Source organism: Pseudonocardia sp. ICBG601 (genome assembly GCF_020496245.1).
The window spans coordinates 13,286-35,804 of sequence record NZ_JAHLJA010000019.1 but is presented as its reverse complement, the minus strand read 5'-3'; the positions used below and the strand labels follow the sequence as shown (position 1 = coordinate 35,804).

Genomic DNA, 22,519 nt, shown 5'->3' with positions numbered 1-22,519 from the left:
CACCGGCCCGGCCGGTGTTCCACGACGGCGTCGACGACGACGGGCTACCGCGCCCTGCTCGACGGCGCCACCGCGCGGTCTCCGCCTCCCGCGACGAGGGGTTCGGGCTCCCGGTGCTGGAGGCCATGGCGCGGGGCTGCCCGGTCGTGGTCACCGACATCCCGGCCTTCCGCGAGGTCGCGGGCGACGCCGGGGGTGTTCGTCGAACCGGGTGACGACGCCGGGTTCGCCGCCGCCGTGCGCGGGGCTGGACACGACGTGGACGCAGCGCTCCGATGCGGTGCGCGCCCGCGCCGCCGAGCAGACCTGGGACGACGCCGCCGTCGCGCTGCAGGCGGTCTCGAACGGGCACTGCGGCGCCACCGGCGACGGCGCGGGCGGGACTGACCCGGCTCCGCTCACGCTCGACTGCGATCCGGCAACACTGTGCGACCGCACGCGGGCGAGCATCCGTCACTCGCAGTACGGTTCCGCCGTGACCTCCGAGGAGACCCGAGCGACCCGCTCCGAGACCGATGCGTACGCACCGGACCCGGCGACGACCGACCGGCTCCTGGGCGGGCCCACCACGACCCCACTCGGTCCTCGGCGCGCATCCGCACGTCGACGGCACCGTGGTCCGTGTCCTGCGGCCGCACGCCGTCTCGGTGTGGCGGTGCTGCCGAACGGTGACCGCGCGCAGGCCTGCGAGCTGACGAGGGTGCACGACGCCGGACTGTTCTCCGGCCTCGTCCCCGGCTCCGGCGGCGACTACCGGCTGCTCGTGACCTACGGCGACGGCGCCGGCGGCACGACCGAGCAGACGGTCGACGACCCGTACCGCTGGCTGCCGACGCTCTCGGCGACATGGACCTGCACCTCATCGGCGAGGGACGGCACGAACGACTGTGGGACGTCCTCGGCGCACACGTCCGGGACTACGAGACCCCGTCCGGCCCGGTCGCCGGGGACCAGCTTCGCTGTCTGGGCCCCGAACGCCCGCGGTGTGCGGGTCACCGGCGACTTCGACGGCTGGGCAGGCTGGGCGCTGCCGATGCGCTCACTGGGCAGCTCCGGGGTCTGGGAGCTGTTCCTGCCCGGCGTCGGTGTCGGCGACCGCTACAAGTTCCGCATCCTGGGCCCCGACGGCCGGTGGCGTGACAAGGCCGACCCGATGGCCTTCGCCACCGAGATCCCGCCGCAGACGGCGTCGGTCGTGACCCGCGACGTCCACGAGTGGGGCGACGACGCGTGGATGGCCGCCCGCGCGCAGGTCCGCCCGCACGAGGAGCCGATGAGCATCTACGAGATGCACCTCGGCTCGTGGGTGCCGGGCCTGGACTACCGCGAGATCGCCGAGCGGCTGGTGGCCTACCTGGACACTACCGGGTTCACCCACGTCGAGCTGCTGCCCGTGGCCGAGCACCCGTTCGGCGGGTCCTGGGGCTACCAGGTGACCTCGTACTTCGCCCCGACCTCGCGGTTCGGCACGCCCGACGACTTCCGGTACTTCGTCGACCGGCTGCACCGGGCGGGCTACGGCGTGATCGTCGACTGGGTTCCCGCGCACTTCCCGCGCGACGAGTGGGCACTGGCCCGCTTCGACGGCACCGCCTGCTACGAGCACGCCGACCCGCGCCGCGGCGAGCAGCCCGACTGGGGCACGCTCGTGTTCGACTTCGGCCGCAACGAGGTGCGCAACTTCCTCGTCGCGAACGCGCTGTACTGGCTGGAGTCCTTCCACGTCGACGGCCTGCGGGTCGACGCGGTCGCCTCGATGCTCTACCTGGACTACTCCCGTGCCGACGGCCAGTGGCTGCCGAACGTCCACGGTGGCCGGGAGAACCTCGACGCGGTCGCGTTCCTGCAGGAGATGAACGCGACCGTCTACCGGGAGCACCCGGCGTCGTGACGATCGCCGAGGAGTCCACCGCCTGGCCGGGCGTCACCCGGCCCACCTACATGGGCGGTCTCGGGTTCGGGCTCAAGTGGAACATGGGCTGGATGCACGACACGCTCGACTACACCGGGCGCGACCCCATCCACCGCAGCTACCACCACAACCAGATGACGTTCTCGCTGATGTACGCGTTCAGCGAGAACTACGTGCTGCCGATCAGCCACGACGAGGTCGTGCACGGCAAGGGGTCGCTGTGGACCCGGATGCCCGGCGACGACTGGAACAAGGCCGCCGGGGTCCGTGCGCTGCTGGCCTACATGTGGGCGCACCCCGGCAAGCAGCTGCTCTTCATGGGCGGTGAGTTCGGGCAGCCGCGGGAGTGGTCCGAGCAGCGGTCGCTGGACTGGCACCTGCAGAGCGACGACCCGCTGCACGGCGGGATCACCACGCTCGTCGCGGACCTGAACCGGACCTACCGCGCGCAGTCCGCACTGTGGTCGCGGGACACCACCCCGGACGGTTTCGCCTGGATCGACGCCAACGACGCGCAGGGCAACGTGTTCTCGTTCCTGCGCCACGGCGTCGACGCCGAGGGCCGTGCCACCGTGCTGGCCTGCGTCGCGAACTTCTCCGGTGCCCCGCGTGAGGACTACCGGGTGGGGCTGCCGTTCGCCGGGAACTGGACCGAGGTCGTCAACACCGACGCGTCGGCCTACGGCGGGTCCGGGGTGGGCAACCTGGGCCGGGTGCGCGCCGAGCAGGTCATGTGGCACGGCCAGCCCGCGTCGGCGGTGCTGCGGCTGCCGCCGTCGGGGGTGCTGTGGCTGGTGCCGGAGGACACCGGCGGCCCGGTGCTGTCCGTCCCGGCGCAGGAGGCCGCCCCGGCCGCGACGGTCCCGCCGCCGCTGCCGGCCGCCGCGCTGCCCGACGAGCCGGAGGACACCGACGTCGAGGCACCGGCGACCCCGGACGACGACCTGCAGGTCGTCGTCACGCCCGCCGACCTCGTCGACCCGGGCCCGGACGACGCCGAGGACGCCCCGGACCCCGGTCCGGTCTCCACCTCGGTCGCGCCCGCCCCCGGCACCGTCGGTGTCCGGGCGGTGCGCACCGGCTCGTTCGTCAACGGGAGCTCCGGCACGGGCGCCTCGGACACGGGGACCACCGCGGGCGACTGATCCCCTGGGGCCCGGACCGTCAGGCCGGTGCGCGGGACGGCTCGTCCGCAGTGCGGACGGGACCGCCGGGCACCGGCCCGACGGCCGGGCGCAGCAGGGACCACCAGGTCGCCAGGAGCACTGTCGTGTAGAGCGCCCGTCCGAGCGGGGTCGCCCAGCCGCCGTCGGCCCACAGGTCGGACCAGCTCACCGGGACGACGGCGACACACCCGATCGCGACGACGACCCGGCGACGGGTGTCCCCCGCCCGGCCGGACGCGGCGAGCGCCAGCAGCCCGGGCAGGAGCAGCAGCAGGTAGTTGCGCCAGGCGATCGGCGCCGCCAGCAGACCGGTGGCGAGCACGGCGAACAGCGCCGTCCCACCCGGGCGGTGCCCGCGGCCGGGTCGAGGCCGTACCGGCGGGTGCGCCGCCCGAGGTGGACGAGCGTGCCGACCACGATCGCCGCGCCCACCAGGGTGCCGACGACGGTCGGGATCCCCCAGCGGAGCGCCTGGCCCGGCAGGGACGCATTGTCCGGGGTGGGGCCGACCGGCTCGGCCAGCGCCATCGTCAGCCACTGGAACGCCGTCGGCCACCCGGCGACGGCGACGCCGACCAGCGTCGCGACCGCCGCGGCGGCGATCCCGGCCAGGAACGGCCGCCGACGGGCCTGCACGGCGGGGAGCAGCAGCACCGGCGCGAGCGAGGGCTTGAGGGCGACCGTCACGCCGTAGCAGACGGCGGCCAGCAGCGGGTGCCCGCGCCGGTCGGCGACCCAGCCCGCGGTCAGCCCGGCCAGCAGCAGCGGGTAGATCTGGCCCAGCAGCAGCGTGCCGTGCAGCGGCGACGACGCCAGCACCACCAGGAGCGCACCGGTCGTCCAGCGGCGGCCGAGCCGCAGCTCCCGGCAGACCAGCAGCACCGACCCGGCGACGAGCAGCATCGACAGCGCCGTCAGCAGCCGGTAGCCGGTGACCGGGTCGAGCAGGGCCAGCGGCGCGAGCAGCACCGACAGCAGCGGCGGGTTGAGGTTGTGCAGCCGGGCGCCGGTGTCGTAGATCGCGGCGCTGCCCGGACCGTGCTGGAGCAGCGCGTACGCCGAGGCCCGGAAGGTGTCGAAGTCGACGTGCATCCGCGCGATGTCGGTCGCCGGGATCCAGCGCAGCAGCGGCGGGCCGCCCAGCACGAACAGCAGCGCCGCGGTCACCAGCGCGGCGACGGCGACGACCGGCGCCACCGCCCGCGCGAGACGGTGCACGCGGTCGCGCGCCGCCGACGCCCACCGCGGAGCCGGCGTCCCGGCAGGAGCGGCGACGGTCACCGCGGGCGCCGGTGCCTGCGGCCGTGGGCCATCGGGGCGGGTCCGGCTCAGAACAGGGCGCGGGCGAGCGCGCGCCGGGCCGTGGCGACCCGCGGGTCGTCGGCCGGGAAGAGCTCGAAGAGCCCGACGAGGTGCCCGCGGGCCCGGTCACGGTCCTCGCCCGCGGTCCGGGCGACGGTGTCGACCAACCGGGTGAAGGCGGCCTCGACCCGGTCGGCGGCCAGCTCGGCGTCGGCCGCGGCGAGCTGGGCGTCGACGTCGTCGGGTGCGGCGTCGGCCCGCGCGATCGACGACGGGTCGGCCTGCTCGGCACGGGCGAGGAAGCGGACCTGCGCCAGCGCCGCCTTCGCCTGCTCGTTGGCGGGCTCGCTGTCGAGGATCGCGGTGTAGGCGGCCGCGGCGGCGGCGTAGTCGCCCTGCTCCAGGGCGTCCTCGGCGGCGGTGAAGCGCGGGTCCTCGGGCTCCTCGACGGGCTCGTCCGAACCGGCCGCGGCCGCCCGGCGCTCGCCCTCGGCGATGGCGGGCATGCGGTCGCGCAGCGCGTCGAGCAGGGACTTCACCCACTCGGCGGCGCGGTCCTCGGGGATGGCGCCGTTGACCGCGTCGACGGGCTGACCGCCGACGAGCACGACCAGCATCGGCACCTGCTGCACGCCGAAGGCCTGGGCCACCCGGGGCTGGGTGTCGATGTCGACCCGGGCCAGGCGCCACGCACCGCCGCCGGTCGAGGCGAGGCGCTCCAGCTCGGCCGACAGCTGCTCCTCGCGCGGGTAGCGGCTGGCCCACAGCTCGACGACGACCGGCACCTGCAGGGACGGCTCGAGGACCTCGGCCTGGAAGCCCTGCTCGGTCGCGTCGACGACCCAGGAGCTCCCGCCCCCGCCGGGCGCGGGCGGACCGCCCCCGGCACCGCCGGACGGGGCGGGCCGGTTCGCCGCATCGGCACGGGCCTTCAGCCCGGAGAGGTCGACCGCCCCGGCCATGGCCGAGGAGATCGCCGCACGCTGGGCCGCCTGACGAGGATCTGGGCGAGACACGCCATCCATCCTGGCACGTCCGTGTGTCCGGCGTGACCCGCCCCGCCCGGTCGGACGCACCCCCGCGCGACGCGTCCCACGTCTCCTCGCCCCGCCCCGACGTCCCGGGATGTCCGCCGGGGTCCGACGCCCGCACGGCACCGCCGATGCCGCAGCTGCACCACCACGCCCCGGGAGAGAGCCGGCGGCACCCACCTGCGTGAACTCGCTTACCCGGTAAGCAAGTTCGCACCGGGACAGGTCCCGGTGACCGACCTACCCGTGCCCGCAGAGCCGACGACGGCACGGAGCCCCGGAACCCGGCGGAACCGGCGGGGTCGCCCCCACGATCACCGGACCGGCGGAGCAACACCGGGCCTCGCCACTCGTTGAACACCCTGCAGGGACTCGATGCTGACTCTGCGTGATCGCGGCGGGGCGTTCCCCCGGTTGCCCCACCCCGCGGTTCCCTTCCCCGACAGAACGATCGCCGGCTCCCCGGCGCACAACGGAGGGCTCCACCCCGATGAGCAACATGCAGACGACCGACAAGCCGACCCTGGCCTACGCGTCGGTGGCGCTGGGCATCATCGCGATCGCCGCGTTCCTCGTGCCGATCGCCGCCTGGATCCTGGGTGCAGCGGGCCTGGTCACCGGCTTCCTCGCCTACCGCAAGCCGGGCATGACCAAGCTCGCCCAGATCGGCATGACCGTCAGCTTCGTCGGCATCCTCGCCGGCGTGTACTACTTCTCGACCATCATGGCGGGCTGAGCACGGCCTTCCTCGCGGCACGCCGCGACGACGACACGGCCTCCGGACCCGGTCCGGGCGCCCGACGGCCGGTGACGGGTCTCCCGCCACCGGCCGTCGTCGTCCCGGCGCCCGGGCCGTGGCACCTCCCGTCAGGCCGGCGCGGCGAGCCCGGCCAGCAGGTCCGCCGTCTCCTCCGGCCGGGTGAGCATCGGGAAGTGCCCGCCCGCGAACTCGACGAGCCGCGCCCCGACCCGGTCCGCCTCCCGCCGTCCCGCGACGGGACTGACGACCCGGTCCCCCGCACACACCACCGACACTGTCGGCACCGCGGGCCACGACGGCACCGGGCACGGCTCGACGAGCAGCGACCAGTCCTGGGGTCTCAGCTGCGCCGCCGCGTCCGCGACCACGGCCCGCCCGTCACGTCCCGCCGCGTCGAGCTCGTCCGCGACGCCCCGGTAGAGCCCGTCGGCGACCGTCCGCGCGTCCGGCCAGTACGTGCTGACCCCCGGGCCACGACGGACCTCGGCGTCGTAACCGGCGACCATCAGGTCGCGCTCGGCACGCATCCGGTCCCGGTAGGGACGGCCCGGCTCGGGAACGAGTGCCGCGACGAGGACCAGCGCTCGCACCCGGTCGGCGATGCGGCCGGCGGCCGCGGTGGCCACGAGACCGCCGAGCGAGTGGCCGACCAGCACGACCGGCGGACCCTCGACCCCGGGTACCGACCCGTCCGGACCACCACCGGCGACGGCCAGGACCGCGTCGACGAGCTCGGTGTGGCCGACCCCCGCGACGTCGGACGGGAGGTTCGGCGCGACCGCCTCCACTCCCCGGGCCGCCAGGGCCTCGACCACCGGCGCCCACGACGCACCGCGGTGCCAGGCGCCGTGGACGAGCACGACCCGGGCCGGGCCCGGCTCCCCGGCTCCCGGTGCGACCGGGGCGCTCACGCACCGCCTCCGCGCAGGTGCTCCTCGACCCGCTCCACCTTGGCCTGCAGCTGCCCCCGGTACCCGGGCCGTATGTCGGCCTTCAGGACCAGACTGACCCGGGGCGACACGGCGGTGACGGCCTCGACAGCACGTTTGACCACCGCCATCCCCTCGTCCCAGGTCTCGGACTCGATGGTGGTGAACATCGAGGTGGTCTCGTTCGGCAGGCCGGACTCGCGGACCACCCGGACGGCCTCGGCGACGGCGGCACCGACGCTGCCGTCGCCGGAGTCCGAACCGGACGGGGCGATGCTGAAGGCGAAGAGCATGCCGACACCGTGCCACGCCCGGCATGCGGAACGGACCCGGTCACGGCACTTGCTAGCGTCGGACCATGGCATCCCGCGGGTCGCTCCCCTTCGACCCGATCCAGCGTGCGGCCGAACTGTGGGAGGAGCGGGTCGGCCCCGCCCGCACGATGGCGACGGTCACCAGCGTGATGCGCGTGCAGCAGATCCTGCTCTCGGCCGTCGACACGGCGCTGCGGCCGCACGGGCTGACCTTCGCCCGCTACGAGGCGCTGGTGCTGCTGGACTTCGCGCGCCGCGGCAGCCTCCCGATGCGAGTGATGGGCGAGCGGCTGCAGCTGCACCCGACGAGCGTGACCAACATCGTCGACCGGCTGCAGGGCGACGACCTCGTCCGCCGGATGCCGCACCCCACCGACCGCCGCGCCACCCTGGTCGAGCTGACCTCCGAGGGGCGTGCCCGGCTGGAGAAGGCCACCGCCGCGGTGACCGGCATCGACTTCGGTCTGACCGGGCTGGACCCGGCCGAGGAGGAGCAGCTGACCGCGCTGCTGCGCTCGGTGCGCCGCGCCGCCGGCGACTTCGCCTGACCCGCCCACCTCAGCCCGGCCGTCTCCGCCGGCGCGGCCCACCACCCGATGGCGGGCCGCCGTGTCCCGGACCGCGCCAGCTGCGCATCACCGAGCCGCGGGGCGGCCGGGGCCACAGCATCCGCCGCACCGCGGCCCGCCCGGCCAACGCGCCGCTGAGGCCGGACAGGCCCACGCACGCCAGGTAGTCGATGAGGTCCACGGGGCACACTCCGGGGTGTCGAGGCAGGTGATGACGCGGGTTGCGTCAACGGTGTTGACCCTACGACGGGGCACCGACAGACTCGGCCGCGTGCACGCTCCTCCTCCCCCGTCCGACCGGCCCGGTGCCGGCCCGGCGCTGCGGGCCGCGCGCGACCGGCGGGGCTGGTCCCAGTCCGAGGCGGCCCGTGCGCTGGCCGCGCTCGTCGCCGGGACCGGCGGCACCGCGCGGGCCGCGAGCCTGAAGACCCAGCTGTCGCGCTGGGAGAACGGCCACGCCGTCCCGGACGCCGCGCACCGCGCGCTCCTCGCCGAGCTGTACGAGACCACCCCGGCCGGTCTCGGTCTCGCCGACGAACCCGGGCCGGGCCCCCTCGACGGGGCCACGCGGCTGCGCGCGGCGCTGGAGCGGACCGCCGCCGTCGGGGAGGAGGAACTGGACCTGCTGCGCGCCCAGTGGGCCGCGACCAGCGCACTGGACGACCGGCTGGGCACCGCCGCCGCCCACGACGCGGTGACCGCCGTGGTCACCCAGCTGCGCGAGCCGGCCGCGCACGCGCAGGACCCGCACCTCGTGCGGGCACTCGGCGGACTGCTCGCCGCGGCCGCACTGCGGCTCGGGGACCAGGAACGCGACCGCGCCGCCCCGGACCGGGCGTGGGCGGCCTACGTCGAGGCGGAGTCCGCGGCCCTGCGGGCCGGGGACCCGGACACCGCGGACACGGCGCGGCACCGGCGGGAACGCCTGGCGGCCGAGCTGCCGGGCGTCGCCGCACCGGACGCCGACACCGAACAGACCGGCCCAACCGATACGACGGCGCTGCCGACGATCGACGTCCACACCGCCCCCGCGTGGCTCACCGTCGAGGACGGCCCACCGCAGCGCCCGGTCCGCGACCGCACCGATCTCGCACTGGGCGAGGTGCTCGCCGCCCTGCGTGCCGGCGACGGCGCCGCCGCGCGGGCCGCACACGCCCGGGCCAGGGCACTCGCCCTGCGGACCGGGTCGCAGCGCGTCCTCGACCGGCTCGCGGCGCTGCCCGGGACCACACTCCCCTGACCGGAGGCGGGTCGGCTCAGTCCGCCTGGTCCAGCAGCTCGTCGGCAGCGGCCCACGGGTCCAGCTCCCCGCCCAGCACCCGCTCGGTGAGGGCGTCGAGCGCGTCACCGCCGCGCACGCGTTCCATCCGGGCCCGGACCTGCTCCATCCCGATGCCCTCGATCTCGCGACGCGTCCGCTCACGGCGCCGTCGTTCCCGCTCGCCGGACTTCTCGGCCCAGGCGTGGTGCTCGTCGAGGGCGTCGGCGACGGCCGCGATCCCCTCCGCGCGGGACGCGACCGTCGAGAGCACCGGGGGCTCCCACGGCTCGGCACCGAGGCCGGGTGCGTCCGTGCCTCCCTCGCCGCCGTCCGGGAGACGCAGGTGCAGCATGTTCCGCAGCTCGCGCACCGTGCGGCGGGCCCCCTCACGGTCGGCCTTGTTGACCACGAAGACGTCGCCGATCTCCAGGATCCCGGCCTTGGCCGCCTGGATGCCGTCGCCCATCCCCGGCGCGAGCAGCACGACGGTCGTGTCGGCGAGGCCGACGATCTCCACCTCGGACTGCCCGACGCCGACGGTCTCGATCAGCACGACGTCGCAGCCCGCGGCGTCGAGCACCCGCAGGGCCTGCGGCGTCGCCCAGGACAACCCGCCCAGGTGCCCACGAGTGGCCATCGACCGGATGAAGACCCCGTCGTCGTCGGCGTGGTCGCCCATCCGCACCCGGTCGCCCAGCAGCGCCCCGCCGCTGAACGGCGAGGACGGGTCCACCGCCAGCACCCCGACCCGGCGCCCGCGCGCCCGCAGCTCGGTGACCAGCGCCGACGTCGACGTCGATTTGCCCACCCCCGGCGACCCGGTCAGCCCGATGACGTGCGCCCGTCCGGTGTGCGGGGACAGTGCCGCGGACACCTCGCGCAGCTGCGGACCGGCGTTCTCCACCATCGAGATCAGCCGGGCGACGGCGAGCTGCTCACCGCGGCGGGCGCGCTCCACCAGGTCGCGGGGGTCCGGCGGTCCGGGCACGGTCGGGCTCCTTGTCGGGACGAACGGGCGTCGGGACGGACGGGGTGGATGCACGTCGGCCCCCGCCGAGGCGGGGGCCGACGTGGACCACACGGAGGTCGGGACGGTCAGGCGGAGGGGACGCGCACGATCAGCGCGTCGCCCTGGCCGCCGCCGCCGCACAGCGCGGCCGCGCCGACGCCGCCGCCGCGCGCCTTGAGCGCGAGCGCCAGGTGCAGCGCGATCCGCGCACCGGACATGCCGATCGGGTGACCGAGGGCGATGGCGCCGCCGTCGACGTTCACCTTCTCCTCGTCGATGCCGAGCTTGCGGGCCGAGACGATGCCGACCGCGGCGAACGCCTCGTTGATCTCGACGAGGTCGAGGTCGGCGGGCTGGATGCCCTCCTTCTCGCACGCCTTGGCGATCGCGTTCGCGGGCTGCTCGTGCAGCGAGGCGTCCGGACCGGCGACGACGCCGTGCGCACCGATCTCGGCGATCCAGTCCAGGCCCAGCTCCTCGGCCTTGGCCTTGCTCATCACGACCACCGCGGCCGCGCCGTCGGAGATCTGCGAGGCCGATCCCGCGGTGATGGTGCCGTCGGCGGCGAAGGCGGGGCGGAGCTTGCCGAGCCCTCGGTGGTGGTGTCGCCGCGCACGCCCTCGTCGGTCGAGAAGACGATCGGGTCGCCCTTGCGCTGCGGGATCTCGACCGGGGCGATCTCCTGGTCGAAGGCCGTCCTGGGCGGCGCGGGCGGCGCGCTGGTGCGAGCGGGCGGAGAAGGCGTCCTGCTCCTCGCGGGTCAGGCCGTAGCGCTCGTTGTACTTCTCGGTGGAGGCGCCCATCGCGACCTGGTCGAACGCGCAGAACAGACCGTCGTAGGCCATGTGGTCGGTGAGGGTGGTGTCGCCGAACTTGGTGCCCTCGCGGGACTTGGTGAGCAGGTGCGGTGCCTGGGTCATCGACTCCTGGCCGCCGGCGACGACGATGTCGAACTCGCCGGCGCGGATGAGCTGGTCGGCCAGCGCGATGGCGTCGACGCCGGACAGGCAGACCTTGTTGATCGTCAGCGCCGGGACGTCCATCGGGATGCCGGCCTCGACCGCCGCCTGGCGCGCCGGGATCTGTCCCGCGCCTGCGGTGAGGACCTGGCCCATGATCGTGTACTGGACCTGGTCGGGAGCCACACCGGCCCGCTCGAGCGCGGCCTTGATGGCGACACCGCCCAGCTGGGCCCCGGAGAAGCCCTTCAGGGAGCCGAGCAGACGGCCCATCGGCGTGCGGGCGCCGGCGACGATCACGGTTCCGGACACGGGGTCCTCCATCAGGCTTCGTTGTCAGGTGGGCCGCCACCATACCCACGGCGACGACCCGTCCGGACGCACCGAACGGTGGGGGTGACCAGCGGCACAGACTCCTACCGGCGAGTAGAACCGGTAGCTTCAGCCCCCATGACGACAACCGAGGACGCCCTGTCGCCGCTGGTCGTGGCCGTGGACCACGTGGGCATCGCGGTGCCCGACCTGGACGAGGCCATCCGCTGGTACGCGGACAACCTGGGCCTGGTCGCGGTGCACACCGAGACCAACACCGAGCAGGGCGTGCGCGAGGCCATGCTGGGAGCACCGGGCGAGGCGGCCGGCGCCACGAAGGTGCAGCTACTCGCCCCGCTGAACGAGGACTCGACGATCGCGAAGTTCATCGGCGCAACGGCCCGGGCCTGCAGCAGGTCGCCTACCGGGTCACCGACGTCGCCGCCGCGGCGGACGCACTGCGGGCGAAGGGCCTGCGCCTGCTCTACGACGCCCCGCGTCGTGGCACGTCGAACTCGAAGGTCAACTTCGTGCACCCGAAGGACGCCGGCGGAGTGCTGGTCGAGCTCGTCGAGCCGGCCGCGGACGCGCACTGACGAGCGGAGGGACGGCCGGGGCACGACCCCGTCCCGAAGGACAGTACGGGCGTCCGGTGGGGTGGATCACGAAGTGCGCTTCGGGTATCACCCTCACCGTCGACCTACGGTTAAGATACTACGCAGTAACTTGCGGTATCCCAAGCACCATCGGGTGAGCCACCCGACTCCCCTGACAACGTCGCCATCGGAGGCCAGCAGTGAAGGACATCCGCGACGCCATCCTCGCCGGGCAGTTCACCGACGTCGGAGGCCTGGAGGTTCCCGAGCACTATCGGGGCGTCACCGTCCGCGCCGAGGACGTGGACATGTTCGAGGGTCTGACCACCAAGGAGAAGGACCCGCGCAAGAGCCTGCGCGTCGAGGACGTCCCGGTCCCCGAGCTCGGCCCCGGTGAGGCGCTCGTGGCCGTGATGGCCAGCGCGATCAACTACAACACCGTCTGGACCTCGATCTTCGAGCCCGTCTCGACGTTCAGCTTCCTCAAGCGCTACGGCAAGCTCTCGCCGCTGGCCAAGCGGCACGACCTGCCCTACCACGTGGTCGGCTCCGACCTCGCCGGCGTCGTCGTGCGGACCGGCCCCGGCGTCAACACCTGGAAGCCCGGCGACCAGGTCGTCGCGCACTGCCTCTCGGTCGAGCTGGAGAGCCCGGACGGGCACTCGGACACGATGATGGACCCGGAGCAGCGCATCTGGGGCTTCGAGACCAACTTCGGCGGCCTCGCCGAGCTGGCCCTGGTCAAGTCCAACCAGCCTGATGGGTCCGAAGCCGGACCACCTCACCTGGGAGGAGGCCGCGTCCCCGGCCTGGTCAACTCCACCGCCTACCGCCAGCTGGTGAGCAAGAACGGCGCCGACATGAAGCAGGGCGACGTCGTGCTGATCTGGGGCGCCTCCGGCGGCCTCGGCTCCTACGCCACCCAGTTCGCCCTCAACGGCGGCGCCACCCCGATCTGCGTCGTCTCCTCGGAGGAGAAGGCCCAGATCTGCCGCGACATGGGCGCGGAGCTGGTCATCGACCGCAACGCCGAGGGCTACCGGTTCTGGAAGGACGAGACCACCCAGGACCCGAAGGAGTGGAAGCGGCTCGGCGCGAAGATCCGCGAGCTCACCCGGCGGCGAGGACCCCGACATCGTCTTCGAGCACCCGGGCCGCGAGACCTTCGGTGCGTCGGTCTACGTCACCCGCAAGGGCGGTCAGATCGTCACCTGCGCCTCGACCTCGGGCTACATGCACGAGTTCGACAACCGCTACCTGTGGATGAACCTCAAGCGGATCGTCGGCTCGCACTTCGCGAACTACCGCGAGGCCTACGAGGCCAACCGGCTCGTCGCCAAGGGCATGATCCACCCAACCCTGTCGCGGGTGTACCCGCTGGCCGAGACCGGCCAGGCCGCGAACGACGTCAAGCAGAACCTGCACCAGGGCAAGGTCGGCGTGCTGGCGCTGGCCCCCGAGGAGGGGCTCGGCGTGACCAACCCGGACAAGCGCGCGAAGCACCTGGATGGCATCAACCGCTTCCGGGGCGTCTGACGCCGCCGGGGTTCGTCCCCGCGAAGGGCCCGTCCGTGTCACACGGACGGGCCCTTTGTCCATAGCGGGGTGAACCCGGTGACCCCCGGCCGTGAACTTACGGTCCGGCAACCCCCGCGACGGTACGGTGAACGACATGGTCGGCGACCACGACGTACCCGTACCCCGGACCGGTTTCTCGATCGCGCGCCGCGGCTACGACCAGGCGCAGGTCGACAGCCACCTGCGACGGCTCGACGCCCAGGTGCGCATGCTGGCCGCCGACCGTGACGCCGCGGTCGCCCAGAACACCCGGCTGAGTCGCGAGCTCGACGACGCGCGTACCCGGGCCGAGGCCATGCAGCAGCAGGTCAACCGGCTCGCCGGCCCGCCGCAGAACGTGCAGGGCATGAGCGAGCGGCTGCGCTCCATGCTGCGCCTCGCCGAGGACGAGGTCTCCGAGATGCACGCCAAGGCCGACCGCGAGGTCGCCGAGCAGCGCCGCCGCGCCGAGGAGCAGGCCCGCGCCCTGATCGAGGACGCCAGGGCCCGGGCCGAGCAGACCGTCGCCGACGCCGAGGCCCACGCGGCCGAGGCCGCCCGCCGCTCCGCCGAGCGCGACCGCGGCCTCGACGAGAAGCAGGCCCGCGTCGAGCGCGAGCTCGCCGAGCTGCGCGAGCGCACCGAGACCGAGCTGGCCGAGCTCCGCCGCCGCACCGAGGCCGAGCTGACCGAGCTGCGGACCACGACCGAGCGCGAGCTGGCCGAGCGGCGCAGCACCACCGAACGCGAGCTCGCCGAGGCCGAGCGCACCGTCACCGAGCGGATCACCAGGGCCGACGCCGCGGCCCGGGAGAGCCGCGAGCAGGTCGAGCACGACTTCCGGATCGCGATGGACCAGCGCCGCGCCGAGGCACTGACCTCGCTGTTCGCCGAGCGCGACGCCCTCGAGGCCGACATCTCCCGCCGGGAGCGCGAGGCCGCCGAGCGGATCCGCCGCGACCTCGACCAGGCCCACGCCGACGGCGAGAAGATCCGCTCCGACGCCCGCCGCGACGCCGAGGAGACCACGGCCGCCGCCCGCGCCGGGTGGAGCAGCTCACCGGGCTGCGCGCCCGGCTGACCGAGCAGCTGCGCGCCGCCCGCGCGCTCATCGAGTCCGGCGTCGACGACCTCGACGCCGGCCCGGACCTGGCCGACCTGCCCGTCGACCAGCCGCCCGCCGAGCGGTCCTCGGTCGACCGGCTGCCCGCCGAGCAGGCCCCTGCGGGGTCCGGGGCCGTCGCGCCCGACACCACCGGGGCTCCCGCGTCGGGTTCGGCCGACACCCCCGCGAGCGCACCCCGCACGGTCGAGGAGGCCGTAGCGGCGCGGGAGCGCCGGTCCGCCGCGACCGCGGAGGACGAGTCGGGGTCCCCGACCGGGTCGACGGGCAGCGGGTCGTCCGGATCCGGCCGTCCCCGGCCCTCGCCGCGGGCCCGAAGCGGCTACAGCGGCGGCAAGCGCGCCGCACGCACCCGCTGACCCGGGTCGGCCCCGCTCGGCTCAGTGCCGCCGGAACCCCGCGCGACGACGGTCCCGCGCGTTCCAGCACGGCAGGTGCCAGTGCCGCCGCTCCTCGACGCCGCGGCCGTCGTCGGCGGGCCAGGTCACCACGTGGGGCATTCCCGAGGGCAGCAGCTGGTCGCAGCCGGGGCACCGGTAGTGCTTCACCGTGGTGCCGCCCGGAACCCGGCGGACGTAGTGCTCGCCGTCGCGGCCGCTCTCCAGGTCGGTCGTCATGCCACTGCCCAGCGGTGGCGCGACGGGACGGCCCCGCCCCCGTTCCGAGGGGCGGGGCCGCCTGCCGCGTCCACGAGCCATGCGACCAGTGTCGCAAGCGCTACCGCTTGGTGTAGTCCCGGAAGCCGTGACCGGTCTTACGCCCGAGCCGGCCTGCGGTGACCAGGTGCTCCAGCAGCGGCGCGGGGGCGAACCCGGCCTGGTGGAACTCGGCGTACAGGGACTTCTGGATCGCCAGCGACACGTCGAGCCCGACGACGTCGAGCAGCTCGAACGGCCCCATCGGCAGCGCGCAACCGGTCTTCATGGCGGCATCGATGTCGTCGGCGGTGGCGTAGTGGGCCTCCAGCATCTTCACCGCGTCGTTCAGGTACGGGAACAGCAGCGCGTTGACGATGAACCCGGCCCGGTCGCCGCAGCTCACCGGCACCTTCTTGAGCTTCTGGCACACGTCGAGGACGGTGGCCGCCACGTCGCGCGAGGTGCCGATCGTGGACACGACCTCGACCAGCTTCATCACCGGCGCCGGGTTGAAGAAGTGCATGCCGATCACGTCGCCCGGGCGCTGGGTGGCCGCGGCACACTCGACGACGGGCAACGAGGAGGTCGTCGTCGCCAGGATCGCGCCGGGCTTGCAGATCTCGTCGAGCGCGCCGAACATCGCCCGCTTGACGTCGAGCTCCTCGGCGACGGCCTCGACGACCAGGTCGACGTCGGCCATGTCCTCCAGCTCGGTGGTGCCGCTGATCCGGGCGAGGACGGCGTCGCGGCCGGCCTCGTCCAGCTTCCCGCGGGCGACCGCCTTGTCCAGGGACTTGCGGACCAGCGCGACCGAGCCCTCGACCTTGGAGTCGCTGCGGCCGCGGACGACGACGTCGTAGCCGGCCTTGGCGAACACCTCGACGATGCCCGAGGCCATCGTGCCGGTGCCGATCACGCCGACCCGCGCCACGTCGCGCAGGGTCACGTCCTCGGGAACGGCGGAGGCCGGGGTCTCCCCGTCGGGGACGACGGTGGAGCTGTGCGGTGCGGAGTAGGTGTAGAAGCCGCGCCCGGTCTTCCGGCCGAGCAGGCCCGCGGTGATCATCTGCTTGAACACCGGGTTCGGCGCGTGCATCAGGTTGCGCGACTCGCCGTACATCGTCTCGAGGATCTCGTAGGCGGTGTCCAGGCCGATGAGGTCGAGCAGGGCCAGCGGGCCCATCGGGTAGCCGCAGCCGTAGCGCATGCCGGCGTCGAGGTCCTCGCGGCTGGCGTAGCGCTCGGCGTACATCTTCGCGGCGTGGTTGAGGTAGCCGAACAGCAGCGCGTTGGCGATGAAACCCGCGCGGTCGCCGATGACGACCGGTACCTTCCCGAGGGAGTCGGCGAACGCCTGGACGTCGGAGATGACGTCGGGCTCGGTGACGACGGTCCGCACGACCTCGACCAGCTTCTGGACCGGCGCCGGGTTGAAGAAGTGCATCCCGACGACCTTGCCCGGGCGCGTGGTGCGCACGGCCAGCTCGGTGACCGACAGCGACGAGGTGTTCGAGGCGAGGATGGCGTCCTCGGCGACGACCTTGTCGACCTCGGCCAGCAGCGCGGTCTTGGCGTCCAGGCTCTCCGGGATGGCCTCGACGACCAGCTGCGCCGGTGCCAGGTCGGCCAGGGTGGTGGTCACGGTGATGCGACCGAGGAGCTCGTCGGCCTGCTCCCGGGTGAGCTTGCCGCGCTCGATGGCGCGGTCGGTCGAGGCCGCGAGGTGGGCCCTGCCGCGCTCCCCCGCGGCGTCATCCACCTCGACGGCGATCACGTCGAGACCGTTGCGGGCGAACACCTCGACGATGCCTGCTCCCATCGTGCCGAGGCCGACCACTCCGACGGTCCGGAACTCACGTGCCACGCTGCAACCTCCACCGATTCGACAACCTTGTCTTCCGCGTCGGCGCCGATCCTGTCATCCAGAGGTGCTACCAGTGGGTAACATGCGACCAGGACCACCCCGACGTGCGGGAGGGCCCTGGTCGTCGGGGGAGGAGAGGCGCCTCAGCGCCCGTGCCGGGCCTTCACGATCCCGACGAGCGTCTGCATCGTCCGCGCGGTCCGCTTGAAGCTCGTGACCACGATCGGCATCCCGAACCGCTGCCGGGCGATCGACTGGGCGCGGGTGAACTCGCGCAGCCCGTCGGCGCCGTGGATGCGGCCGAAGCCGGACTCCCCCACCCCGCCGAAGGGCAGCGACGGGATCCCGGCGAAGGAGATCACGCCGTTGATCGAGACCATGCCGCAGCGCAGCCGCTGCGCGATCTGCTCCCCGCGCTTCGCGGAGAACACCGTCGCGCCGAGGCCGTATCCGGTGGCGTTGGCGCGGCGGACCGCCTCGTCGACGTCGGGCACCCGGTTGACCACGACGAGCGGGCCGAACGTCTCCTCGGTGACCGCGACGGAGTCCTCGGGCACGTCGGCGATGACGACCGGGGAGATCGACCCGCCCTGGGCGGGCACCGAGTCGGCGCCACCGACGATCGCGCGGCCGCCGCGCTCCAGGGCGTCGGTGACGTGCCGGCGCACGATCTCGGTCTGCGACGGCATGGTCATCGGCCCGAGGTCGCCCTCGTTCGTGGCGGTGCCGACCTGCAGCGCCGACGCCGCGGCCCGCACCTTCTCCAGGAACCGGCCCGCGACGGACTCGACGACGTAGACCCGCTCCACCCCGACGCAGGTCTGCCCCGCGTTGGACATCCCGCCCCAGACGGCGGCGTCCGCGGCGCCGTCGAGGTCGGCATCGGCGTCGACGATCAGCGGGTCCTTGCCACCGCACTCCATGAGCACCGGCACCAGGTTCTCCGCGCAGGCGGCCATCACCCGGCGTCCGGTCGCGGCGGACCCGGTGAACGCGATCTTGCCGATGCCGGGGGCGCGGCACAGCTCGGCGCCGGTCGGCCCGAACCCGGTGACGACGGTCAGCAGCGGGTACCGGCCCACCTCGGGGACCGCCTCGGCGAGCGTGCGGGCGATCTCGTGGCCGACACCCGGGGTCAGCTCCGAGGGCTTGAACACCACGGTGTTGCCGGCGGCCAGCGCGTAGGCGATCGAGCCCATCGGCGTGAAGATCGGGTAGTTCCACGGCCCGATGACGCCGACGACGCCCAGCGGCCGGTACGCCACCGACGCCGCCTGGTTCGCCATCAGCAGGCCCGGGGACACCGAGCGCCGTCCGAGCACCTTCTTCGCGTTCGCCGAGGCCCAGTCCAGGTGGTCGATGGCGAGCACGACCTCGAGCCGGGCGTCGTCGAGCGGCTTGCCGGTCTCGGCGGCGACGACGCCCGCGACCCGGTCCAGCTGCGCGACCAGCGCCTTCTTCCACGCCGCGAGCCTGCGGCGGCGCTCGTCGAAGCCGAGCCCGTCCCACCAGACGGCGGCCTCGGCGGCGTCCCGGACCCGGGCGCGGACGTGCTCGCCGTCGTGCACGGGGTAGCGGGCCAGCTCCTCGCCGGTACGGGGCGAGAGCGACGCGAAGTCCCCGGAAGCGGGGACGGCGGCGGTCGTAGGGGTGGAGTCAGCGGCGGTGGCACTCACGTGACCAGGCTAGACGCCGCGGCAAGGCCCGGCCGGGCCCGTGCTGGCCCGGCGGGGCCGCGCCGGCCCGGGGAGGCCGCCTCGGGACAGCCGCCTCAGAACAGGAGCAGGTCGTCGCGCGCCATGCCCCGCAGCGCGTCGTAGTCGACGGTCACGCAGCGGATCCCGCGGTCCACGGCCAGTGTGCGGGCCTGCGGCTTGATCTGCTGGGCCGCGAACACCCCCTCGACCGGCGCGAGCAGCGGGTCGCGGTTCATCAGCTCCAGGTACCGGGTGAGCTGCTCGACGCCGTCGATCTCGCCGCGGCGCTTCACCTCGACCGCGACGTGCGCGCCGTTCCCGTCGCGCAGCAGCAGGTCGACCGGGCCGACGGCGGTCATGTACTCGCGCCGGACCAGCGTGTGGCCCTCCCCGAAGGTCTCCGGGTGCGCGGCGAGCAGCTCCTGCAGGTGGGCCTCGACGCCGTCCTTGACCAGGCCCGGGTCGACGCCCAGCTCGTGGCTGGAGTCGTGCAGCACCTCGTCGATGGTGATGACCAGCGACTCGTCGGCCTTGTTGCGCACCGTCCACACACCGGGCTCCTCGGTGAGCCAGCACGGTGGGGACATCCAGTTGAGCGGCTTGTAGGCACGGTCGTCGGCGTGGATGCTCACCGAGCCGTCCCGTTTGACCAGCAGCAACCGGGGGGCCATGGGCAGGTGGGCGGTCAGCCGTCCGACGTAGTCCACCTGGCAGCGGGCGATGACGAGACGCACCCGCCTCACTGTAGGGCCGAGTGGATGGATCACCCTGGGCGGGTGATCGAGCAGACCTCGACCCGGCAGGTGTACGCCAACGACTGGATGAGCGTCCGCGAGGACGGCATCCGGCTCCCGGACGGCGCCGAAGGGCTCTACGGCGTCGTCGACAAGCCCACCTACGCCCTGGTGATCCCCCGCGACGACGACGGCCGCCTGCACCTCGTCGAGCAGTACCGCTACCCGGTGGGCGGCCGCCGCTGGGAGTTCCCCGCGGGCACCGCACCCGACCGGGCCGACCAGGACCCGGCCGAGCTGGCGGTGCGCGAGCTCGTCGAGGAGACCGGGCTGGCCGCGGCGCACATGACCCTGCTCGGCACGCTCGACTGCGCGCCGGGCATGTCCAGCCAGCGCGGACACGTCTACCTCGCGACCGGGCTGACCGCGGGGCCGCCGCGCCGTGAGCACTCCGAGCAGGACATGCGCGCCGCCTGGTTCACCGCCGCCGAGCTGACGGCGATGATCCGGCGCGGCGAGCTCACCGACGCCCAGTCACTCGCCGCCTGGACCCTGCTCACCCTGCACGACGCGGGCACCTGACCGGTGCGCACGGCCGCCGTTCGTGATCGCCGCTCCATGATCGGCGCTCCATGATCGCCAGGAGTGGAGCGCCGGGTGCAGTCGGCTGCACCCTGGGCTCCACTCCCGGCGATCATCCGGCGATCACCCCGGGGGTCACCCGACGCGCACCGGCAGCGCCGCGACCCGGCTGAACCCGGGGCGGGGCAGCCAGACGACCTCCTCGGCGGGCACGGCGAGGCGCAGCCCGGGGAACCGTTCGAACAGCATCCGCAGCCCCACCTCGCCCTCCTGGCGGGCCAGCGCGGCGCCCAGGCAGTAGTGCGCGCCCTGCCCGAACCCGACGTGCCCCTCGCCACGGCCGGTCGGACGGGCGAGGTCCAGCTCGTCGGGACGGTCGAAGGCCCGCGGGTCGTGGTTGGCCGGGAGCAGCCCGGCGATCACCGGGGTCCCGGCCGGGATCGCGGTGCCGCCCAGCTCGACGTCGACGGTCGGGTAGCGGAGCTGGGTGAACTGCACCGGGCCGCGGGCCCGCATCAGCTCGTTCACCGCGGCGGACCAGCCCGCCGGGTCGGCCCGCAGCGCGGCGAGCTGGTCGGGGGCGCCGAGCAGCGCCAGCGCACCGTTGCTGAGCAGGTGCGCGGTCGTCTCGTGCCCGGCCATGACGATCGCGAAGATCATCGTGACCATCTCGCGGTCCGAGAGCCGGTCGCCGTCCTCATCCTGCGCGGCGACGAGCGCGCTGATCAGGTCGTCGGCGGGCTCGGACCGGCGGGCGTCGACGAGGGCGTGCACGTGCGCGATCGCCGCCCGCAGCGCGGGGCCGGTCCGCTCGCGGTCCATCGTCGTGAGGATCTCGCCCCACTCGTGCCACTGCGCGCGATCGGCCTCCGGCACCCCGACGAGCTCGCAGATCACCGTGATCGGCAGCGGGTAGGCCAGCGCCTCGACCAGGTCGACCGGTGCCCCGCCGGCCCCGGCGGCCGCGACCTGGTCGAGCAGTGCGGCGGTGATCTCCTCGACCCGCGGGCGCAGCGCCGCGACCCGCCGCACGGTGAACGCCCGCGACACCAGCCTGCGCAGCCGGGTGTGCTCCGCGCCGTCGACGGTGAGGATGGTGCGCAGCAGGTAGTCGGCGACGTCGGCGGGGACCCCCATCTGCTCCATGATCATCTCGCGGTTGTCCGGCCCGCCGGCCAGCGCCGGGTCGGTCACGAAACGCGGATCGGTCAGGACGGTGCGGACGTCGTCGTAGCGGGTGGCCAGGACGGCGGGCGGGCTGCCCATCATCGTCACGGTCGCGGTGGGGGCCTGTTCGCGCAGCCGCCCGTAGGCGGCGTACGGGTCGGTGGTCACGGCCGGGTCCATCAGGTCCACGGCTCCACCGGGAGTGCTCGGTGCGGTCATCTCACCACTGCCTCTCTCGCGCGCTCGGGTCGGCGGACGCGTCGTCTCCACTCCTCGTCGATGTGGTCGACGAGCGGTCGGTACAGCGCGGCGACCTCCGCCGCGACGCCCGCGGCACCGGCCGCGGGGGCGGGCCCGGCCAGCAGCCGGGACAGGCTGTGCTCGATCAGGGCGGCGGTGTGTTCGGGCCCGGACGGCGCGAACGTGCCACCCGAGCCGTCGGAGAGGAGGAACCCCCGGGACACCGCGCCCCACACGTGGATCTGCTCGTCGACGGGCAGGTCGTCGTCGACGAGACCGGCGGTACGCAGCAGCAGGAAGTGCTCCCGGACGGCGCCGTCGTGGTGGCGCCCGAGCCCCTCGAGCGTCCCGGCGGCCTCGTGCGCGAGCCGGCCGAGGACCTCGTCGTCGCCCCGGTAGAAGGCCCGTGCGACGTTGTCCTCCGCCAGCCGCAGGTAGAACATCCGCGACATCCCCCAGGGCAGCGCGACCACCGGTTCGACGAGCATCCGGTCGGCGAGGTCGGCGAACAGCCGCCGCTGCGCCCGCAGCAGCACGGTGAGGAACAGCGCGTCCTTGGTGCGGACGTGCAGGTAGACGGTGCCCTTGCCGATACCGGCCCGGCGCGCGACGTCCTCGATGGTCACCCGCCGGTAGCCCTGCCGCACGAGCAGCTCGCCCGCCGCGTCGAGCACCCGTTCCATCCGGGCGGTGTCCTCCGCACCCGGTCCGTCCGATACCGCCACCGCTCCCCCTCCGTGCTCCATGACTGGATTGACGAATCCGGTCACAGGGTCACGGTAGCGCGCCGGGGTCTC

General features: G+C 74.1%; 21 protein-coding genes and 3 pseudogenes. 10 read left to right on the top strand and 14 right to left on the bottom strand.

The window, feature by feature from the left end; translation table 11 throughout:
• Both KPL57_RS69415 and glgB read left to right on the top strand, forming a co-directional pair.
• The coding region (locus tag KPL57_RS69415) for a glycosyltransferase (protein ID WP_308252806.1) at positions 1-215 on the top strand (215 nt) is incomplete at its 5' end.
• 338 nt (positions 216-553) lie between these two features.
• A pseudogene (glgB, locus tag KPL57_RS07245) lies at positions 554-3,057 on the top strand (1,4-alpha-glucan branching protein GlgB).
• A gap of 19 nt (positions 3,058-3,076) precedes the next feature.
• Here glgB and KPL57_RS07240 read toward each other — a convergent pair.
• The 3 genes from KPL57_RS07240 to KPL57_RS07230 are packed head-to-tail and all read right to left on the bottom strand — an operon-like array spanning position 3,077 to position 5,396.
• Positions 3,077-3,247, bottom strand: a complete 171-nt coding sequence (locus tag KPL57_RS07240) for a hypothetical protein (RefSeq protein WP_226350983.1) — start codon at positions 3,245-3,247, stop codon at positions 3,077-3,079.
• Complete coding sequence (locus KPL57_RS07235) at positions 3,244-4,359, bottom strand: glycosyltransferase family 87 protein (RefSeq protein ID WP_226350982.1); 1,116 nt, start codon at positions 4,357-4,359, stop codon at positions 3,244-3,246. Before KPL57_RS07235 ends, KPL57_RS07240 begins: the two co-directional genes overlap by 4 nt.
• 47 nt (positions 4,360-4,406) lie before the next feature.
• Positions 4,407-5,396, bottom strand: coding sequence for a tetratricopeptide repeat protein (locus KPL57_RS07230; protein ID WP_226350981.1), 990 nt, complete (start codon positions 5,394-5,396; stop codon positions 4,407-4,409).
• Between the two features lie 505 nt (positions 5,397-5,901).
• On the opposite strand from KPL57_RS07230, the gene KPL57_RS07225 reads away from it, so the two are divergent.
• Positions 5,902-6,147, top strand: a complete 246-nt coding sequence (locus tag KPL57_RS07225; protein WP_020623302.1) for a hypothetical protein — start codon at positions 5,902-5,904, stop codon at positions 6,145-6,147.
• A gap of 131 nt (positions 6,148-6,278) precedes the next feature.
• On the opposite strand, the gene KPL57_RS07220 is transcribed toward KPL57_RS07225, so the two are convergent.
• On the bottom strand, positions 6,279-7,082 hold the full coding sequence (locus KPL57_RS07220; protein WP_226350980.1) for an alpha/beta fold hydrolase: 804 nt from the start codon (positions 7,080-7,082) through the stop codon (positions 6,279-6,281).
• Positions 7,079-7,393 (bottom strand): thiamine-binding protein, encoded by a 315-nt coding sequence (locus KPL57_RS07215; RefSeq protein ID WP_020623304.1) that lies wholly within the window; start codon positions 7,391-7,393, stop codon positions 7,079-7,081. The genes KPL57_RS07220 and KPL57_RS07215 overlap by 4 nt, the downstream gene beginning before the upstream one ends.
• 65 nt (positions 7,394-7,458) lie before the next feature.
• Between KPL57_RS07215 and KPL57_RS07210 the strand changes: the two genes are divergently transcribed.
• Positions 7,459-7,962 carry a MarR family winged helix-turn-helix transcriptional regulator gene (locus KPL57_RS07210; protein ID WP_226350979.1) on the top strand — a complete coding sequence of 168 codons (504 nt, stop codon included), beginning with the start codon at positions 7,459-7,461 and terminating at the stop codon, positions 7,960-7,962.
• Between the two features lie 10 nt (positions 7,963-7,972).
• Here the strand turns inward: KPL57_RS07210 and KPL57_RS07205 are convergent, their stop codons facing one another.
• Positions 7,973-8,164 carry a hypothetical protein gene (locus KPL57_RS07205; protein ID WP_226350978.1) on the bottom strand — a complete coding sequence of 64 codons (192 nt, stop codon included), beginning with the start codon at positions 8,162-8,164 and terminating at the stop codon, positions 7,973-7,975.
• Positions 8,165-8,254: 90 nt separating this feature from the next.
• Here KPL57_RS07205 and KPL57_RS07200 point away from each other — a divergent pair, with 90 nt between their 5' ends.
• Positions 8,255-9,223, top strand: coding sequence for a helix-turn-helix transcriptional regulator (locus KPL57_RS07200; RefSeq protein ID WP_226350977.1), 969 nt, complete (start codon positions 8,255-8,257; stop codon positions 9,221-9,223).
• A 16-nt stretch (positions 9,224-9,239) separates the two neighbouring features.
• On the opposite strand, the gene meaB is transcribed toward KPL57_RS07200, so the two are convergent.
• Both meaB and KPL57_RS07190 read right to left on the bottom strand, forming a co-directional pair.
• A complete protein-coding gene (meaB, locus tag KPL57_RS07195; RefSeq protein WP_226350976.1) occupies positions 9,240-10,232 on the bottom strand; it encodes a methylmalonyl Co-A mutase-associated GTPase MeaB in 993 nt (330 codons plus the stop codon).
• Positions 10,233-10,339: 107 nt separating this feature from the next.
• Positions 10,340-11,524 (bottom strand): acetyl-CoA C-acetyltransferase, encoded by a 1,185-nt coding sequence (locus tag KPL57_RS07190; RefSeq protein ID WP_226350975.1) that lies wholly within the window; start codon positions 11,522-11,524, stop codon positions 10,340-10,342.
• A gap of 138 nt (positions 11,525-11,662) precedes the next feature.
• Between KPL57_RS07190 and mce the strand changes: the two are divergent.
• The 4 genes and pseudogenes from mce (at position 11,663) to KPL57_RS07170 (ending at position 15,159) form a co-directional block, all read left to right on the top strand.
• Positions 11,663-12,120: pseudogene (gene mce, locus KPL57_RS07185) on the top strand (methylmalonyl-CoA epimerase).
• A gap of 200 nt (positions 12,121-12,320) precedes the next feature.
• A pseudogene (gene ccrA / locus KPL57_RS07180) lies at positions 12,321-13,656 on the top strand (crotonyl-CoA carboxylase/reductase).
• 136 nt (positions 13,657-13,792) lie between these two features.
• Positions 13,793-14,758: a hypothetical protein gene (locus KPL57_RS07175; protein WP_226350974.1), complete on the top strand. Its 966-nt coding sequence runs from the start codon at positions 13,793-13,795 to the stop codon at positions 14,756-14,758.
• Positions 14,725-15,159, top strand: a complete 435-nt coding sequence (locus KPL57_RS07170; RefSeq protein ID WP_226350973.1) for a hypothetical protein — start codon at positions 14,725-14,727, stop codon at positions 15,157-15,159. The genes KPL57_RS07175 and KPL57_RS07170 overlap by 34 nt, the downstream gene beginning before the upstream one ends.
• A gap of 21 nt (positions 15,160-15,180) precedes the next feature.
• On the opposite strand, the gene KPL57_RS07165 is transcribed toward KPL57_RS07170, so the two are convergent.
• The 4 genes from KPL57_RS07165 to nucS all read right to left on the bottom strand — a co-directional run bounded on the left by KPL57_RS07165 (position 15,181) and on the right by nucS (position 19,733).
• Positions 15,181-15,417 (bottom strand): hypothetical protein, encoded by a 237-nt coding sequence (locus tag KPL57_RS07165; protein WP_020621449.1) that lies wholly within the window; start codon positions 15,415-15,417, stop codon positions 15,181-15,183.
• A gap of 100 nt (positions 15,418-15,517) precedes the next feature.
• Positions 15,518-17,302 (bottom strand): 3-hydroxyacyl-CoA dehydrogenase family protein, encoded by a 1,785-nt coding sequence (locus tag KPL57_RS07160; RefSeq protein ID WP_226350972.1) that lies wholly within the window; start codon positions 17,300-17,302, stop codon positions 15,518-15,520.
• Between the two features lie 143 nt (positions 17,303-17,445).
• On the bottom strand, positions 17,446-18,978 hold the full coding sequence (locus KPL57_RS07155) for an aldehyde dehydrogenase family protein (RefSeq protein ID WP_226350971.1): 1,533 nt from the start codon (positions 18,976-18,978) through the stop codon (positions 17,446-17,448).
• 95 nt (positions 18,979-19,073) lie between these two features.
• Positions 19,074-19,733, bottom strand: coding sequence for an endonuclease NucS (nucS, locus tag KPL57_RS07150; RefSeq protein WP_020621452.1), 660 nt, complete (start codon positions 19,731-19,733; stop codon positions 19,074-19,076).
• Positions 19,734-19,820: 87 nt separating this feature from the next.
• On the opposite strand from nucS, the gene KPL57_RS07145 reads away from it, so the two are divergent.
• On the top strand, positions 19,821-20,315 hold the full coding sequence (locus KPL57_RS07145; protein WP_226350984.1) for an NUDIX hydrolase: 495 nt from the start codon (positions 19,821-19,823) through the stop codon (positions 20,313-20,315).
• Positions 20,316-20,450: 135 nt separating this feature from the next.
• Here KPL57_RS07145 and KPL57_RS07140 read toward each other — a convergent pair whose 3' ends face one another.
• Entirely contained in the window at positions 20,451-21,701 is a 1,251-nt protein-coding gene (locus KPL57_RS07140; protein WP_226350970.1) for a cytochrome P450, read from the bottom strand.
• On the bottom strand, positions 21,698-22,447 hold the full coding sequence (locus KPL57_RS07135) for a TetR/AcrR family transcriptional regulator (protein WP_226350969.1): 750 nt from the start codon (positions 22,445-22,447) through the stop codon (positions 21,698-21,700). Before KPL57_RS07135 ends, KPL57_RS07140 begins: the two co-directional genes overlap by 4 nt.
• Positions 22,448-22,519 lie beyond the last annotated feature (72 nt).

Excerpts from the sequence above, each read along its gene's own strand:
- KPL57_RS07145 (WP_226350984.1), top strand. The coding sequence starts at position 19,821 with ATGAGCGTCCGCGAGGACGGCATCCGGCTCCCGGACGGCGCCGAAGGG.
- KPL57_RS07215 (WP_020623304.1), bottom strand. The coding sequence starts at position 7,393 with ATGCTCTTCGCCTTCAGCATCGCCCCGTCCGGTTCGGACTCCGGCGAC.
- KPL57_RS07175 (WP_226350974.1), top strand. The coding sequence starts at position 13,793 with ATGGTCGGCGACCACGACGTACCCGTACCCCGGACCGGTTTCTCGATC.
- KPL57_RS07140 (WP_226350970.1), bottom strand. The coding sequence starts at position 21,701 with ATGACCGCACCGAGCACTCCCGGTGGAGCCGTGGACCTGATGGACCCG.
- KPL57_RS07225 (WP_020623302.1), top strand. The coding sequence starts at position 5,902 with ATGAGCAACATGCAGACGACCGACAAGCCGACCCTGGCCTACGCGTCG.
- KPL57_RS07165 (WP_020621449.1), bottom strand. The coding sequence starts at position 15,417 with ATGACGACCGACCTGGAGAGCGGCCGCGACGGCGAGCACTACGTCCGC.
- KPL57_RS07210 (WP_226350979.1), top strand. The coding sequence starts at position 7,459 with ATGGCATCCCGCGGGTCGCTCCCCTTCGACCCGATCCAGCGTGCGGCC.